This is a genomic window from Lactobacillus sp. YT155 (assembly GCF_030504545.1).
GTDB lineage: Bacteria > Bacillota > Bacilli > Lactobacillales > Lactobacillaceae > BQUT01.
Window position 1 is genome coordinate 103,180 of the sequence record NZ_JAUKWP010000003.1, and the last position, 16,393, is coordinate 119,572.

Below are 16,393 nucleotides of genomic sequence, written 5' to 3' on the forward strand. Positions count from 1 at the left end.
TTAATTTGCTAATGTATATTTATGGTGTTAGATTAGGCTTTGGAAAGAGAAATAGTATCCAATCTAATACAAACAGGAGGGTGACATTATGATGTTACTTATCGGCGCTAGCTTGTTAGTTTTAGTTGAATATGCGGTATATATCAAAAACATTAACAAGTTAAACTTTAAATTCTAAAAAAACCTTACTTAGCAGAAGTAAGGTTTTTTTATTTCCAAAATTTTATGTAAAAAGGGGAGATTATGGATACTAAAAAAGGAATAATTTTAAATGTTTTGTCGGTTGCTATTATGGCTGTTAATCCAGTTTTAAATAAGTTTTCGTTGAGCGTTTTATCGCCACTTCAAGCTAGTTTCCTGAACGCCTTGTTTTCAACAGTTATCACGTACATAGCTATAAAGATAACTAAGAAAAACGTTCCATTACTCTTTAAAGATAAGAAGTTGTGGATTCTTGGAATTACAAATACATTAGGTATTGTCCTGCAATACTTGAGTGTTTCGTTTTTAGATCCGGTAAGTGTCGGTTTATTTGGAAGATTTTATATTGTTTTCGCTATTTTATTATCAGTAGTTGTGCTACATGAACGAATCAACAAATATGACTTAGTTCCTATTATTCTGACGATTTTAGGAACCATTCTCGTTACAGACCTCAATGGCAATATTAATAGTCTGCTCGGTGTAATAACAGCAATTTCATATACATTCTTTTTTGCGTTAACGAATATGTTAGCCAAGAAAATTGTCGGAACCTTAGATTCAAAAATTCTGCTTTTCTATAATCAGATAATGTCAGCTATCTTGTTGTTTCTCATTTTGATAGGCAGTAATCAAGAGAAAATGAATTTATTAAATTATGGTACATTGTATATCTTAGCTGTAGCATTCTTTGGCGGCTTTCTAGGATTGTATCTATTTTATGAAGGTCTCAAATTTACGTCATTTCGTAATGCCAATATTATCAGGTCGCTAAATCCAATTTTTGTCTTTCTTTTCTCAATTCCGTTCTTTGAAATTCCACTCACGATAAGTTTTGTTTGTGGCGGACTACTGATTATTGCTTCGGTTATCTGGATGAGTTTAGTTAAAAATTAAATAAAAAACCTTACTCGATTGAGTAAGGCTTTTTTATTTGTCTTCAGATTTTTTATTATCTTCAATTTTCTTTTCGGTGTTCTTGACACGATCGACGTTTTTTTTCACATCATCGGGTAATGAAGCATATTTATCAAATAAGTCACCAAAATCGTTTTCTCTTTTTACTGTTAATGCCATATTTGTTAACCTCTCTTTGTGAGATAATCATACTAAATATTATTTCAAATCGCAATTCTTGAATCTATAGTAAAATATATTAGAATGAAGAGATGTATAAAAGACTGGGGAGTATCGAATGGCAAGTGAACATATTGAACAAAAATTAGCATTATTGCCAGCTCGTCCTGGTTGTTATCTGATGAAAGATATTAACGCCAAGATTATTTACGTTGGTAAAGCTAAGAATTTAAAAAATCGGGTTCGTTCTTATTTCAAGAGCGCTCATGAGGGGAAAACCGCGCGATTAGTTTCGGAAATAGTCGACTTTGAAACGATTATTACTGAAAGTGATAAAGAAGCTTTTCTTCTTGAAATTACCTTAATTCAAAAACATCAACCTTACTATAATATTAAATTGAAAAAAGGTACTGGGTATCCATACATTAAGATTACTAAAGAACGTGATCCAATGATGATGATTACCGGCCAGATAAAAAAAGATGGTGCCTATTATTTTGGACCATATCCTAATGTTTATGCTGCTGAAGAAACGTTACATTTCTTACAAAAAGTTTATCCACTGAGAAGATGCCAGGGTCATATGAAGAGACCTTGTTTGTACTATCATTTGGGACAATGTCTGGGAGCTTGTTTCAAAGAAGTTCCTGAGGAAGTATATGCTGAACAGATTTCCAAGATTACTAGTTTCTTGAATGGTAATGTAGGTGAAGTTAAGCGTGAGTTAAATAATCAAATGCAAGAAGCTTCTAAGAATCTTCAATTTGAGCGGGCAGCCGAAATCCGTGATCAAATTCATTACATTGAGACTACCGTTGAGAAACAAAAAATTATTTCTAATGACAATACACCACGTGATATCTTCAATTATTATGTGGAAAAAGGTTGGATTTCAATTCAGGTATTCTTTATTCGACAAGCTCGATTAATGAAACGTGAAAAACGAGTCTTTCCTTGTATTAATACTGCTGAAGAAGAAATGCAGACGTTTATTCTTCAATTCTATAATCGAAAGAATAATGTTTTACCTAAAGAAGTACTGGTGCCTAAGAGTATTGATACCAGTGTGATGGCTGACATTCTGGGAGTCCCTTTTAGAACCCCACAACGAGGACAGAAAAGGTCACTACTTGATATGGCTTACGAGAACTCTAAGTTGGTGCTTGAAGAGAAGTTCCGGTTGATGGAATTAGATAATCGTAAAACCTTTGGTGCTCAAGAAGAAATTTTTTCAGCATTGGGCCTACCTTACGGACATATTATTGAAGCGTTTGACCACTCGCATACGCAGGGAACTAATCCAGTTTCAGCTATGGTGGTCTTTAAAGACGGTCATCCTTATAAAACCGACTATCGGAAATATAAAATCAAAGGTGAGGTTGAACATCAACAAGGATCAGATGAAGCGGCCAATACTCGAGAAGTTATTTATCGTCGTTACTCACGTTTGATTAAAGAAGAAAAACCACTACCTGACTTAATCCTAATGGATGGTGGAATTATTGAGTTGCGTGCGGCAATGGATGTCTTAGAAAACGAATTAGGTGTCAAGATCCCTGTTGCTGGGATGGTTAAAAATGATAAGCATAGTACTTCTCATTTAATCTATGGTGAAGAAGGTAGGACAATTGACTTAGAAGTTAAGAGCCAAGGGTTCTATCTATTACAAAGAATTCAAGATGAAGTCCACCGTTTTGCGATTACTTTCCATCGTCAAACTAGAAGTAAGAATGCTTTGTCATCACAACTGGAAAGTATCAAGGGTGTGGGACCGAAGACGAGAACCAAACTCTTGAAGAAGTTTGGTTCAGTTAAGAAAATCAAAGAAACTTCAGTTGAGGACTTAATGTCCTTAGGTGTTTCTAAAGATGTGGCCCAAACCATTAAATTATCGTTATCAACAACTACTAATAAGAGGAAATAAGTATGAAGACCTTAGTTATTGTCAGTCATCCACAAATTGATGAATCTGGAACGCAGAATTTCTTAAAAGCTAGTTTTCCTCAAAGTGATGAGGTTGCTTGGCATGAACTCAGTGCGGATTTCAAAGTAGATGAAGAAAGACAATTATTACTCGACTATCAACGGATTATTTTTCAATTTCCGTTGTATTGGTACTCAATGCCAGCTTTGTTTAAGAAGTGGGTTGATGAAGTGTTTGACGGTGATTTCGTATTTGCTGGTGAAACTCCCTTGGCCAATAAAGAACTTGGGTTAGTGGTATCAACGGGAATTGCTCAAAAACAATTCCAAGCTGGTAATGGTGAAGCATTTACGATATCAGAAATGTTGCGTCCATTTGAAATGATGGCTAATAAGTTGGGAATGAACTACTTAGTACCATTGATGATTTATCAGTTTGAATACTATACTAATGAGCAAAAGCAAGGTTTGGTAGTTGAGTATCAACAATACTTAATGTTAAAGAAGTTCACTTTTGATGATAAATTACAGTGGTTCATTGAAGAACTAAATCAACAAGAACAAACTTTGTTGGCTGAATCATTAGCAGCAAAAAAAGTAGAACTAGAAAACCTCAGTTGGCAAGTGCAAGTTATGCGTGAAGATGATGGTGAAGGATAATGGAAGATATTCAATGGATTAAAGAAACTGCTTTGAAGTTAGAAACCGAAGCGAATGCCTACGAAAACAGAGCGTTCTATCATGAACTTGCTAAAGTTACTGATGAGTTGGCTACTCGCTTAGAGCAAAAGCAAGCCGAACTAGATGGTCGTATTTGGAATCATCAAGGTTGGTAAATAAAAAAAGACTCGATACTAAGATTTAGTATTGGAGTCTTTTTTTATTTCCGGAACAATTCCAGCTTTCGAAAGAATTTCTAATGATTCAGTCATTAATGAATTAAGTCGCTGACGATCTTCAATCGGCAGGCTACTCAAGGTGTTATCGAGTTTTTCCACGACGTTTTCAAATTGTTCGTGCACCAAGTTAGTTCCTGATTCAATCGGATAGACATTAACAATTCGTCGGTTTTCTTGATTATGGCGACGTTCAACTAAATTCATTTCTTCTAATTTGCTAACACTGCGACTTAATTGGGGTTTGGAGATACCAATTCTTGTTGCTAAGTCGGACATAGAAATACCTGGTGACATAAACGAATTAGAGACTATAATGAAGTTCAAAGGCGTGAGAGAAATTTCTTCGCTATTGAAATATTTAATCACGGTTTGAGCTAATGTACCAAAGAGAAGTGCGGTAGCACGAAGATTCTCAGGAAGTAACTCGAAATGCTCAGGGTAATTATTTTTATTCATATGATCACCTCAATAAGTATTCTGTAAGAGATATTATAGCATATATTTTATTTTTGTTAATAGTTGACAAATGATAACTATTATTTATAATAGGCATATCAATTCAGAAAAGGAAGTAAAAGAATGCTCGAATTAAAGAACTTGAAAAAGTATTATACCGTTGGTGGAACAACTACCAAAGCATTAGATGATGTATCGGTATCATTTCGAAAGAAAGAATTTGTGGCCATTTTAGGTCCCTCAGGTTCAGGGAAGACCACTTTATTAAATATGATTGGTGGTTTGGATCGCTATGATTCGGGTGACTTAGTCATTGAAGGTAAATCAACCGATGATTTTAAGGATTCGGATTGGGATGCTTATCGTAACAACTCAATCGGTTTTATCTTCCAGTCTTACAACATTATTGGTCATTTATCGATTCTAGATAACGTTGAGATGGGAATGACACTTTCTGGTGTTAGTTCAGAAGAAAAGAAACAAAGAGCTAGTGATGCTTTAATTCGAGTGGGATTAAAGGAACATATGCACAAACAGCCTAACCAATTATCTGGTGGTCAGATGCAACGTGTGGCGATTGCTCGCGCAATTGCTAATGACCCCGAAATTTTGTTAGCTGATGAACCAACTGGAGCTTTAGACTCAGAAACTTCAGATGAAATCATGCAATTAATTGAAGAGTTATCCAATGAACGCTTGGTTATCATGGTTACTCATAATCCTGACTTAGCTCATAAGTATGCTAACAGAATTATCAATTTTGCTGATGGTAAGATTCAGGATGACTCAAATCCATATGATGGACATGACACAGCAACTGATTTTAAACTCAAACATACCAAGATGAGTTACTGGACTGCATTGAAACTTTCATTTAAGAACATTATGACCAAAAAAGGCCGTACCTTCTTGACTGTTTTAGCTTCATCGATTGGTATTATCAGTATCGGAGTTGTTTTGGCGCTATCAAATGGTTTCCAAAAACAAATTGATCAAACTCAAAGTGATGCTATGGCTTCGATGCCAATCACAATTGGGTCAGTTGCTTCGGATACAACCAGTGCAATGTCTGAAACTACACAAAATACTGATTTTTCTAAACATAAATATGTGACCGCTGACCTCAGCCAAATGGAAAAATCTCAACATGTAAATAAGATTGATGATAAGTACCTTGATTATGTCAACAAGCTTCCTAAAAAGGACGCTAAGAATATTGCTGTTACTTATAGTACCGGGATGAATTTGATTGCAAAAAAAGACAATAAGTGGAATACAGTTAAGTTTAGTAATGCTGACCCAGATGCCAAGACAATTGATGCACAAGCGATGATGTCATCAATGACCGGTGTTGGTGGTTCCGTATATCCAATCGATCGTGACGGAAAACAGAGTTTCTTGAAAGAAAACTACAAGGTGTTGTCAGGAAGCTACCCAACTAAGTCGACTGAGGTAGTATTAATTGCTGATCGTGATAATAAAATTAATCTTTCAGCACTTAAAAACCTGGGAATTACCGCTAAAGCTAATCAAAAATTTGATTACAAACAGTTAATTGGTAAAGATTTCAAGTTAGTAACAAATAATGACTTTTACCAAGCATTACCAACTGGTAACTATATTCCAAGCAATGACTATGAAAAGATGTCGAATGCCAAAGATACTAAGACACTAAAAATAGTGGGAATTTTACGAGTTAAATCAAAGAATAGTGATGGATTATTAGCAAACGGACTTGCTTATAGTGACCAACTTACTAAAGAAGTCTACGAAACTAACAAAGATTCAGCGATTGTCAAAGCTCAAAGTGCTAGCTCACAAAACGTAATGACTGGTGCCACCATGGATAACACAACTAGAACTCAAATGTTAACCATGTTGGGTGGTGAGAAGACACCAAATACTATTCAAATTTATCCAAGTAACTTTAAGAAAAAAGATCGCGTATTAGATTACTTAGACAAATATAACAAGGGTAAGAAGAAGTCAGACCAAATTATCTATACTGATATGGCGGGAAGTGTTTCTAAGCTAACTGGTGGAATGATGGATGCGATTACTTATGTTCTAGTTGCATTCGCTGGTATCTCACTAGTAACTTCAATGATAATGATTTCAATTATTACTTATACTTCAGTTATTGAGAGAACTAAAGAAATTGGGGTACTCAAAGCTCTTGGTGCTCGTAAGAAAGATATTACTCGAGTATTTGATGCTGAAACAGCAATTCTTGGAGCAGGGTCAGGTATTTTTGGTATTATCGTGGCTTGGCTATGTACATTCCCAATTAATGTCGTACTCGAAAGTATGACAGGATTGAGTGGGGTTTCACAATTGAATCCAATGCATGGTGTTATTTTGATAATTGTCAGCACTGTCTTAACTATTCTAGGTGGACATATTCCAGCCAGAATGGCCGCTAAGAAAGATGCTGCAATTGCTTTAAGAACTGAATAATTAATTAAAAGCATTCCTTGTTGAATGCTTTTTTTGTGCGGTAAATTGGGTTTTTTTGAACTAATGTAAAAAAGATGTTGCATTATTTGTATGAGTGTATTAGTATAATAGTACACCAAGGAGGTGCGATATGGAATTCAAAGATAACACGCCAATCTATCTTCAGATTGAAGAGGTGATCAACAATCGCATCATTTCTGAAGAATATAAGATCGGTGAGAAGATTCCCTCGGTTCGTGAGCTTTCCCTTGATTTAGGAGTTAATATCAATACAGTACAGAAGTCATTGAATGAACTGGTAGATGAAGGAATTTTGATTACGCAACGAGGTCGTGGGAATTTTGTCGCTGACGATTTAAAGGTGATTTTGAAAATTAAACAAGAATTAGTTAATAACATCATCAATGAAATGTATGACAAGTTGTCTAACATGGGCTTATCAAAGTCAGAAATTGTTGATGCAGTAACTGAATTTTTGAAGGGTAGAAAGGAATAACTATGACAGATTTATTAAAAGTAAACGACATCACATACAAAAAGAATCATCATGTGATTCTAGAAAATACTAATTTAACGCTTGGTAGTGGACACTTGGTAGGACTAGTAGGAATCAACGGATCAGGTAAAACTACTTTGATGAGAATTATCACCCAACTAAATAAGAATTATCGAGGTGATATTACAGTAGCAGGAGAAACAGCCGTTGATAAGATTAAAAGCAAGGTTAGTTTCTCAGATGATTTAGCATCGTTTAGCAATTCAACAAAAGTAGATAATATCAGGAAATTTTACTGCAAAGTATATCCAGATTTCTCGATGTCGAAGTTCTTAGAGTTAATTAACTTCTTAGACATCAGTTTGAATTCTAAGCTAGGAAGTCTATCTAAAGGTATGCGTGAAAAATTAGTTATTGCCTTATGCCTAAGCCGTGAGACTTCATTATACTTGCTTGATGAACCATTCAGCGGAGTGGATTCAATGGCGCGGAAGCAAATTATCAAGAGTTTATTATCATGGATTGATGAGAATTCAAGTTTAATCATCAGTAGTCATCATATCTCTGAAATCTCAGAGATTCTCGATGAAATCGTGGTAATTAAAGATAATACAATTATTAAACACGAAGCAACCGAAGACATCAGAAGTCAAAATCTCTCACTAGAAGAGTACTTCGAAAATCTTTATCAAAAGGAGATTAAATAATGCAAGCATTCAAAATTATGTTCAAAGAACGATTCAAAGTAATGAATCTATTGTTACTTTTAGAATTAGGAATTACCTTAATAACATTTATTATTCAATTATTTACATCAGGAAGTTTAGATATAAATAAGATTTGGATTGGATTAGGTGGAAGTTTTGCCCTATGGTTAGGAATTTTCTTCTTTGTTTATCCGATTGCATTAGCCATTTTGACAATTAGGCAATTTTTCTTTAATCGTTTCCGAATGATTCCGATTTCGGAGATGAAATTATACTTAAGCAGTATTTTCGCAACTTTTCTTAATATGATTTATGTCTTTATAGTTCAAATAATTATTGGGACAGCCTCAGCTTTGATTATTATCAAAGGTAGTATTCAAGCACAATCACTTTTAGACTTTGTTAAAACAAGAATTGATTTCAGCTTTGCAGATTACGAAAACATTGCCGTTTCGTTTGTACTAATATTGTTTGCATTTATAGTTATGACATTGTTAGTAAATTGTGGTGTTTTCTTAGGGCAAATTGTTGCCGATGTACTTCCATTTGGAAGATCAAGATGGGTAAAGGTTGTTATCTATATAATTACAATCATTATCTTAATCTACATTTCAAATTTTGTTGATATCAATAATTTGGATAATATCTGGTTAGCAATGTTAGTACCAATAGTAGAAGCTGCTGTATTAATTGGAATTAATCAATATCTACTTAGATTTATTGAAACTTCAAAATAAATAAAAAGCATCCTTAATGGATGCTTTTTTTGTGCACTAAAATTAAGCTTTCTTTGGTTTCCATATACCGTAAATAATTCCGGCAATGATTGCACCAATCACTACTGATAGTAAGTAGAAGAGTGGGCTATTTGCTAAGGGACTAACGAATATTCCTCCGTGTGGTGCAGGAATATTAACTTTCCATAATTGAGTTAATCCACCACCGATTGCCGAACCAATCACACTTGATACGATGACACGTAATGGATCACCAGCAGCAAATGGGATAGCTCCTTCGGTGATGAAAGCAGCTCCTAGAATGTAGTTACTGAAACCAGCTTGTCTTTCTTGGTCGGTAAATTTGTTTTTCCAGAAGGTAGTAGCAATGGCGATTGCTAGTGGTGGAATCATACCACCAACCATTACTGCAGCCATCAAAGCACCATCATGAGTAGTTGTGAAAGCTCCGATAGCAAATGTATAAGCAGCCTTGTTGAATGGGCCACCCATATCAAGAGCCATCATTCCGGCAAGTAATGCTCCTAAGATAACGGCGTTACCAGTTCCCATATTTTCTAGGAAGTCGGTAATTGCATGGTTAACAACGGCAAAGACTGGATCAATTGCGAAGTACATGATTGCACCAACAATTAATAATCCAAGAATAGGGTAAATCAACATTGGTTTAAGACCTTCAAGGTTCTTAGGTAAGTTCTTGAAGACACGTTTTAACCAGTTGACTACCACACCGGCAATGAATCCGGCGAAGAGTCCACCGATGAAGCCAGCAGGACTTTTTGAAGCAATGAAACTAGCACTTGCTTGTGAGGCCATAAATCCACCAACAAAACCAGGCATTAGAGCAGGTTTGTCACCAATTGCTTCAGCAATATATGCTGCCAGAACTGGAATTAAGAATTGGAAAGCATAGTTTCCTAAGTTATTGAAGAATAGAAATGCTTGGGACTTGTCTCCGAGTGAACTTTCAAGTAAGAAGGAGATAGCCATTAAGATACCACCACCGACAACGAAAGGTAACATATTGGAGATGCCATTCATTAAGTCGGCATAGATTCTTGAACCAAATGATTTTTGATCGTCATCCGCTTCGGTATCGTTACCAGTAGCATGGTAGACATTTCCTTTACCATCAAGCGCGTTTCGAATTAATTCTTCAGCGTTATTAATTCCGTCAATTACTGGACGATTTTGTAATTTCTTACCGTCAAATCTGTCCATGGCAACTTTTTTATCAGCTGTGATAATAACTCCATCAGCTTTTTCAATCTCATCTTTAGTAAGTTTGTGTTTAATTCCTTCGGAGCCGTTGGTTTCAACTTTGATATTGACACCCAACTTATCAGCGGCTTTTTTCAAGTTTTCTTCAGCCATATATGTGTGGGCAATTCCATTAGGACAAGCTGAAACAGCAACTAGGAAAGGCTTAGAGTCATCGGTAACTTGTTGCTCTGATTGTTGTTCTTCAGCAACTTTTGCTGCTTGAGCTTCTTTGAAGAGTTTCAATACACCGTTTGTTGAACGAGCAGCTTTTAACTTCTTAATTAATTCTGGATTAACCAAGAGGGTGGATAGTTGAGCTAGAGCTTGCAAATGAACTGTGTCTGCACCTTCTGGAGCAGCAATCATGAAGAACAGGTTAACTGGTTGATTGTCTAACGCATCGAAATCAACGCCTTGTTTGCTTTTAGCAAAAAGAACTGTAGCACGATTAACTGCTTTATCATGAGCATGAGGCATAGCAATTCCATCACCAATACCGGTACTGGTTTCTGCCTCACGAGCTAAGATATCTTTCTTATATAACTTCTTATCATTAATTACATCAACTTCAGCGAGCTTGTCGATCATTTCATCAATTGCTGCTTCTTTAGTTGTTGCTTGTAAATCCAAAATCATGGCATCTTTTAGTAATAATTCATTTAACTCCATAATCTTTCTCCTTATATTTCACTAACAGTTATCTGTTGATAAACTTCGTCAATTTTTTCTTTTGTGGCCAAGTCCTCACTGAAAGCCGTGGCACTTCCACAGGCAGCACCGGTTTGGAAGCTTTTAATAATATCATTGGTTTGCATGTAAGTTCCTACAAAACCAGCTATCATTGAATCTCCAGCACCAACTGAATTGATGACTGTGCCTTTAGGTGCATTACAGCGGTAATTCTTATCTGGTGTTACCAAGATTGCACCATCACCAGCCATAGAAACCAAAACATTCTTAGCCCCTAAATCAATCAATTTCTTAGCGTAGGTGATGATATCTTGTTCGTTGTTCAAAGTGACATCGAATAATTCCGTTAATTCATGGTGATTTGGTTTGATAACAAAAGGCTGGTACTGCAAGGTATCAAGTAGAGCTTGTCCAGTTGTATCGATCACAAATTCGGCATTTTGTTGATTGGCAATTTTAGCAATTTCCAAGTAATAATCAGGACTGAGATTCTTAGCCAAGCTTCCCGATACTATTACGGTATCGGTGAAATTTAGATGACGAATTTGATCTAATAATTGATCTTGTTCTAGTTTAGAAATTTCTGGACCAGTACCATTGATTTCTGTTTCATTATCGCTGGCCTTAACTTTGACATTAATTCTTGTGTCATCATGTACATGAACAAAATCTGTTTGTACCTGGTGAGCTTCCAGTAATTTCTCGAACATCACTCCAGTTGCATTTCCTACAAAACCAAGAGCGGTGGATGCCGAACCTAGCTCATTTAGAATTCGGGTAACATTGATACCTTTACCACCCGGTAATTTAGCATCATAATTTGAACGATTAATTTCGCCAACTGTTAATTGATCAATTTGAACAATGTAGTCAATTGAAGGGTTGGCTGTAACTGTATAAATCATTCTTTAACCTCCAAGATATTTAGTTGAGTTTGTTTAGCGAGTTCTTCGCTTAAATGATTCGTGATTAAAGTTGCTTCTTGCATTTTGGCAAATTGACAGAAGGCAATTTCGTTACATTTGGTTTCATCAGCTAGCACAAATGCTTGTTTACTGTGAGTAATCGCTAAATTCTTAACCGCTGCTTCTTCGGGGTCGGGAGTTGTATAACCAGCTTTGAGATCAAAACCATTGGTTCCTAGAAAAGCCGTGTCAAAACTATAGTGTTCCAGATTCTGAATAAGAGCAGCGCCGACAAGTGCTTTGGTTGAGTTCTTCAAAACTCCACCGGGTAGGTAAGTTTTGATTTGAAAATCTGCCAAAATTTCGGCGTTGTCGATACTGTTGGTAACCACTAATAAATTGTTGAAGTTTGTTAAGAAAGGAACAATTTCTTTAGTAGAAGTACCTGAATCTAAGAAAATTACATCACCATCATGAACATATTCAACAGCACGTTTGGCAATCGAAATCTTTTGTGATTGATTAATTGTGGAACGATGTTTGATAGTGGTTTCTTCATTAACCGTAGATAACTTCTTAGCACCACCGTGAATTCGTTGAAGAAGATGTTGATTTTCTAATTCTTGCAGGTCACGTCTTAGTGTGGACTCGGAAGTATTCATGTCTTTCATAAGCTCTTGAATCTTCACAATTCCGTTTGTTTTTAGCTGATTTAAAATGTAATTGTAACGTTCTTCTGTAAGCATTTTCATCACCTCGAAAGATATGGTAACTTATTTATTCTTCAAAAACAACCATAAACATTTAAAAACGTTCAAAAACATTCAAATATAGGCAGAAAATATTTTGTAGAGTCGACTTCAAGCTTAGGAATTTGCCGATAACTGTGGTAAAATGCTTCCAGTGAGTTTTAATTGAGGAGACATAAATGTTTGTAGATAATGTAAAAATTTCCGTAAAAGCTGGTAGTGGTGGAAACGGATCAGTAGCCTTTCGTCATGAAAAATATGTTCCACTAGGCGGACCATCAGGTGGTAATGGTGGAAACGGTGGAAGCGTAGTTCTTGTTGTTGACGAAGGTTTGCGTACATTGATGGACTTTCGTTTTAAGCATAATTTCAAAGCACAGTCCGGTCAAAATGGTATGAATAAGCAAATGTACGGTCGTGGAGCAGATGATCTAGTGATTAAAGTTCCAGCTGGTACAACTGTATATAATGAAGATACTGGTAAAGTTATTGGAGATTTAACCGAGAAGAATCAGCACTTGGTAGTTGCTAGAGGTGGAAAAGGTGGACGAGGAAATATTCATTTTGCCAATTCACGTAATCGAGCTCCAGAAGTTGCTGAAAACGGTGAACCAGGACAAGAAGTAAACCTAAAACTTGAGCTGAAAGTAATTGCTGATGTCGGTCTAGTTGGATTCCCTTCGGTTGGGAAATCTACTCTATTATCAGTTGCTACTTCAGCTCGTCCTAAAATTGCGGCTTATCATTTTACAACTTTAGCTCCTAACTTAGGAATGGTTCAACTTGATAATGGTCAGGACTTTGTTATGGCTGACCTACCTGGTTTGATTGAAGGAGCTTCTAATGGTGTCGGTTTAGGAATTCAATTCCTACGTCACGTTGAGAGAACTAAAGTAATCTTACATTTAGTAGAAATGGATCCTTCAAGTGGACGTGATCCAATCGATGATTATCATAAAATTCGTGAAGAATTAGCTAGTTATGATGAGAAGATTTTACAAAAACCGGAAATTATTGTCCCAACCAAGATGGACATGCCAGGTTCTGATGAACTATTGACTGAATTTAAAGAAGAATTGAACTTAAGTGATGAAGATGTTTATCCAATTTCAAGTGTTCAACAAAAAGGTGTGACTGAGTTATTACGTCATGCTGGTCAAGTTCTTGATGAGTATGTAGAACCAGAGATTGAAACAACCGAAGAAGTTAAAGAGTATAACTTTGAAGAAGAAAAACCTGCCTTTGAAATTGAAAAGACTGAAGATGGTTTTGTGATTTCAGGAGAAAAGGTCGAGAAGTTATTTAAGATGAGTAATCTAGATCATCAAGATGGAATCATGCGCTTTGCAAGACAACTTAAGTCATTAGGAATTGAAGATGCATTACGTGAAGCTGGGGTACAATCCGGTGATACAGTAATCATTGACGACTTCTCATTTGAATTTGTATAGAATGGACAATTAACATGGATTTAGAATTTTTAGGAACAGGTGCGGGTGTTCCTTCAAAGAGTCGCAATGTTACTAGTGTGGCTTTGAAGTTATTAGATGAAAGAAATGAAGTGTGGCTGTTTGATGTCGGTGAAGCTACCCAACATCAAATTCTACGTACTAACATCCGTCCTCGAAAAATTAATCGAATTTTTATTTCACATCTGCATGGTGATCATCTTTTTGGATTGCCAGGCTTTTTGTCGTCACGTTCTAATCAAGGTGGCAATGACCCAGTAACAATTTATGGTCCTAAAGGTGTGGAACAGTTTGTCAAAACAACTTTAAAAATTTCCGAGAGTCATTTAAGCTACAAGATTAACTATGTTGAACTAAAAGATGGTGCAATATTAATTGATGATAAGACTTTCAAGGTGACTTCTTATCTAATGGAACATCGCATTGATTGTTTTGCTTTTCGAATCGAAGAAAAAGATCATGCTGGAGAACTACAAGTTGAAAAACTAAAAGAATTAAAAATTCCAAGTGGTCCAGTCTATGGAAAAATCAAAAATGGTGAAGAAGTAACATTAGATGATGGTCGAGTAATTAATGGAGCAGACTTCATTGGACCTGCCAAAAAAGGTCGTACAGTAGCAATTATCAGTGATACTCGCTATATTGAAAAGAGCATCGAAGTTGCTCGAAATGCCGATGTGCTAGTTCATGAAAGTACTTTTTCCAAGTCAGAGGCTAAGTTGGCTAAGAATTATTATCATTCAACCTGTATGCAAGCGGCCGAAGTTGCAAAAAAAGCACAAGTTGATAAACTATTGTTAACTCATATCTCAGCTCGTTATGCAGGTAAGAATGCAATTGAATTGCAGAATGAGGCACGTGAAGTTTTTGAAAATACAAAAGTAGTTAGAGATTTTTATAATTATGAAATTCCGTTAAAAAAGGAGTGAAAAGATGAATAACTTAACGAATGATGTCGTAGCTATTACTGGTGCATCGTCAGGAATTGGACGCCAAGTTGCTATTGAAGCAGCAAAACGTGGAGCAAGAGTTATCTTGATGGCACGTAGTGTTGATAAACTCAATGAAGTAAAGGATTTTTGTGATCAAATTAATCCTGATTCGGCGACAATTTATCCACTTGATGTTGGAAACACCGACGAAATTGATGAAGTTGTGGGCAAAATCTATGATGACTTTGGTCGAATTGATTACTTATTAAACGCTGCTGGCTTTGGAAAATTCGACAGTGACTTTGTAAATGCTGACTTTGACAGCGTTCAAGAGATGTTCATCGTCAATGTTCTTGGAACGATGTATATGACTAGAGTCGTTGCTGCCCGAATGATTGAACAAAGTTATGGTCATATCTTAAACATTGGTTCCATGGCAGGGAAAATTCCTACGGCTAAATCTGCAGGCTATTCTGCTACTAAAGCCGCAGTAATTGCTTTTTCAGATAGTCTAAGACTGGAATTACGTCCGTTTAATATTAATGTAACTACTATTAATCCGGGACCAGTTAATACAGAATTCTTCAATATTGCTGATCCAGAGGGTAATTACATTAACAACTTGAGAAAACTTCCAATTTCAGGAATGATTTTCTTAGAACCAGAAGACTTGGCAACTGAGATCGTTGATACTTTTGGACAAAACAAACGTGAATTGAATCGCCCAAGAATTATGGCTGCTGCCAGTGTTCTATATAAAGTAATGCCAAGAGTAGGGGATTATTTGAATTCCAGAATTGGGAGTTTGAAATAAATGGATAAGATGAATAAGCGTCAAACCAAGTTCTTTGTTTCGATTTTCTTAGTATTATTAGTAGTTATCTTTTCGGTAATTAACACTGAAGCCGTAACTGTTAACTTATTGATTACTAAGATACAAGTACCATTAATTATTTTAATAACGGTAACTTTTATTTTAGGAGTTGTTGTTGCATATTTATTTTCAGTTCAGAATAAAAACGACGACAATAAGAAACAAATTTCTAAAGAGAATAAAAAAAGCAAAACTTCTAGCGAAAATAAGTAAATTTTCCTTGATAGTTGAGCAATGTGATAGTATTATTGTAAGAGTTAGTTAAACAAAAGAGATTTTAAAAAGGAGTTTTAAATATGGCTGTTCCAGCAAGAAAGACATCAAAACAAAAGAAACGTCAACGTCGTGGACATATCAAACTAAATACACCAAATGTACAATTTGATGCAACTACCGGTGAATACCGTGTGAGTCACCATGTATCACCAAAAGGATTTTACAAGGGTAGCCAAGTAGTTTCAGAAAACAAAGAAGCATAATTATTCATAACCGCCGATAGGCGGTTATTTTTTTGTCATTTTTTAGTAAAAAAAACATTTGTAACACAAATGTAACATT

18 protein-coding genes are annotated in these 16,393 nt (G+C 35.7%); 13 read left to right on the forward strand and 5 right to left on the reverse strand.

Annotated features, from left to right (window positions below; genetic code table 11):
• Window positions 1–240: 240 nt before the first annotated feature.
• On the forward strand, window positions 241–1,098 hold the full coding sequence (locus tag Q2T76_RS04595) for a DMT family transporter (RefSeq protein WP_302084482.1): 858 nt from the start codon (window positions 241–243) through the stop codon (window positions 1,096–1,098).
• A gap of 33 nt (window positions 1,099–1,131) precedes the next feature.
• Here Q2T76_RS04595 and Q2T76_RS04600 read toward each other — a convergent pair whose 3' ends face one another.
• Entirely contained in the window at window positions 1,132–1,278 is a 147-nt protein-coding gene (locus Q2T76_RS04600; protein WP_302084350.1) for an SPJ_0845 family protein, read from the reverse strand.
• Between the two features lie 118 nt (window positions 1,279–1,396).
• On the opposite strand from Q2T76_RS04600, the gene uvrC reads away from it, so the two are divergent.
• Genes uvrC through Q2T76_RS04615 form a run of 3 tightly spaced genes read left to right on the forward strand, consistent with a single transcriptional unit; the run spans window position 1,397 to window position 4,037 of the window.
• Window positions 1,397–3,202 carry an excinuclease ABC subunit UvrC gene (gene uvrC, locus Q2T76_RS04605; RefSeq protein WP_302084351.1) on the forward strand — a complete coding sequence of 602 codons (1,806 nt, stop codon included), beginning with the start codon at window positions 1,397–1,399 and terminating at the stop codon, window positions 3,200–3,202.
• Between the two features lie 2 nt (window positions 3,203–3,204).
• Window positions 3,205–3,861, forward strand: a complete 657-nt coding sequence (locus Q2T76_RS04610; RefSeq protein ID WP_302084352.1) for an NAD(P)H-dependent oxidoreductase — start codon at window positions 3,205–3,207, stop codon at window positions 3,859–3,861.
• Entirely contained in the window at window positions 3,861–4,037 is a 177-nt protein-coding gene (locus Q2T76_RS04615; RefSeq protein ID WP_302084353.1) for a hypothetical protein, read from the forward strand. Before Q2T76_RS04610 ends, Q2T76_RS04615 begins: the two co-directional genes overlap by 1 nt.
• A gap of 18 nt (window positions 4,038–4,055) precedes the next feature.
• On the opposite strand, the gene Q2T76_RS04620 is transcribed toward Q2T76_RS04615, so the two are convergent.
• Window positions 4,056–4,556 carry a MarR family winged helix-turn-helix transcriptional regulator gene (locus Q2T76_RS04620; protein ID WP_302084354.1) on the reverse strand — a complete coding sequence of 167 codons (501 nt, stop codon included), beginning with the start codon at window positions 4,554–4,556 and terminating at the stop codon, window positions 4,056–4,058.
• A 123-nt stretch (window positions 4,557–4,679) separates the two neighbouring features.
• Here Q2T76_RS04620 and Q2T76_RS04625 point away from each other — a divergent pair, with 123 nt between their 5' ends.
• The 4 genes from Q2T76_RS04625 to Q2T76_RS04640 all read left to right on the forward strand — a co-directional run bounded on the left by Q2T76_RS04625 (window position 4,680) and on the right by Q2T76_RS04640 (window position 8,953).
• Window positions 4,680–7,013, forward strand: a complete 2,334-nt coding sequence (locus tag Q2T76_RS04625; RefSeq protein ID WP_302084355.1) for an ATP-binding cassette domain-containing protein — start codon at window positions 4,680–4,682, stop codon at window positions 7,011–7,013.
• A 130-nt stretch (window positions 7,014–7,143) separates the two neighbouring features.
• Window positions 7,144–7,509: a GntR family transcriptional regulator gene (locus Q2T76_RS04630; RefSeq protein WP_302084356.1), complete on the forward strand. Its 366-nt coding sequence runs from the start codon at window positions 7,144–7,146 to the stop codon at window positions 7,507–7,509.
• 2 nt (window positions 7,510–7,511) lie between these two features.
• Entirely contained in the window at window positions 7,512–8,216 is a 705-nt protein-coding gene (locus tag Q2T76_RS04635) for an ABC transporter ATP-binding protein (RefSeq protein ID WP_302084357.1), read from the forward strand.
• Window positions 8,216–8,953 (forward strand): hypothetical protein, encoded by a 738-nt coding sequence (locus Q2T76_RS04640; RefSeq protein WP_302084358.1) that lies wholly within the window; start codon window positions 8,216–8,218, stop codon window positions 8,951–8,953. The genes Q2T76_RS04635 and Q2T76_RS04640 overlap by 1 nt, the downstream gene beginning before the upstream one ends.
• Before the next feature lie 42 nt (window positions 8,954–8,995).
• Here Q2T76_RS04640 and Q2T76_RS04645 read toward each other — a convergent pair whose 3' ends face one another.
• Genes Q2T76_RS04645 through Q2T76_RS04655 form a run of 3 tightly spaced genes read right to left on the reverse strand, consistent with a single transcriptional unit; the run spans window position 8,996 to window position 12,557 of the window.
• Window positions 8,996–10,885, reverse strand: coding sequence for a fructose-specific PTS transporter subunit EIIC (locus Q2T76_RS04645; RefSeq protein ID WP_302084359.1), 1,890 nt, complete (start codon window positions 10,883–10,885; stop codon window positions 8,996–8,998).
• Window positions 10,886–10,896: 11 nt separating this feature from the next.
• Window positions 10,897–11,811 carry a 1-phosphofructokinase gene (gene pfkB, locus Q2T76_RS04650; protein ID WP_302084360.1) on the reverse strand — a complete coding sequence of 305 codons (915 nt, stop codon included), beginning with the start codon at window positions 11,809–11,811 and terminating at the stop codon, window positions 10,897–10,899.
• Window positions 11,808–12,557: a DeoR/GlpR family DNA-binding transcription regulator gene (locus tag Q2T76_RS04655; protein WP_302084361.1), complete on the reverse strand. Its 750-nt coding sequence runs from the start codon at window positions 12,555–12,557 to the stop codon at window positions 11,808–11,810. Before Q2T76_RS04655 ends, pfkB begins: the two co-directional genes overlap by 4 nt.
• 182 nt (window positions 12,558–12,739) lie before the next feature.
• On the opposite strand from Q2T76_RS04655, the gene obgE reads away from it, so the two are divergent.
• The 5 genes from obgE (at window position 12,740) to rpmF (ending at window position 16,314) form a co-directional block, all read left to right on the forward strand.
• Entirely contained in the window at window positions 12,740–14,011 is a 1,272-nt protein-coding gene (gene obgE, locus Q2T76_RS04660) for a GTPase ObgE (protein ID WP_302084362.1), read from the forward strand.
• 14 nt (window positions 14,012–14,025) lie between these two features.
• Window positions 14,026–14,958, forward strand: coding sequence for a ribonuclease Z (rnz, locus tag Q2T76_RS04665; RefSeq protein WP_302084363.1), 933 nt, complete (start codon window positions 14,026–14,028; stop codon window positions 14,956–14,958).
• Window positions 14,959–14,962: 4 nt separating this feature from the next.
• Window positions 14,963–15,775 (forward strand): SDR family oxidoreductase, encoded by an 813-nt coding sequence (locus Q2T76_RS04670; protein ID WP_302084364.1) that lies wholly within the window; start codon window positions 14,963–14,965, stop codon window positions 15,773–15,775.
• Window positions 15,776–16,048, forward strand: coding sequence for a lipopolysaccharide assembly LapA domain-containing protein (locus Q2T76_RS04675; protein ID WP_302084365.1), 273 nt, complete (start codon window positions 15,776–15,778; stop codon window positions 16,046–16,048).
• Window positions 16,049–16,131: 83 nt separating this feature from the next.
• The gene (gene rpmF / locus Q2T76_RS04680) at window positions 16,132–16,314 is read left to right on the forward strand and encodes a 50S ribosomal protein L32 (protein ID WP_302084366.1); all 183 of its coding nucleotides are present in this window, start codon (window positions 16,132–16,134) and stop codon (window positions 16,312–16,314) included.
• Window positions 16,315–16,393 lie beyond the last annotated feature (79 nt).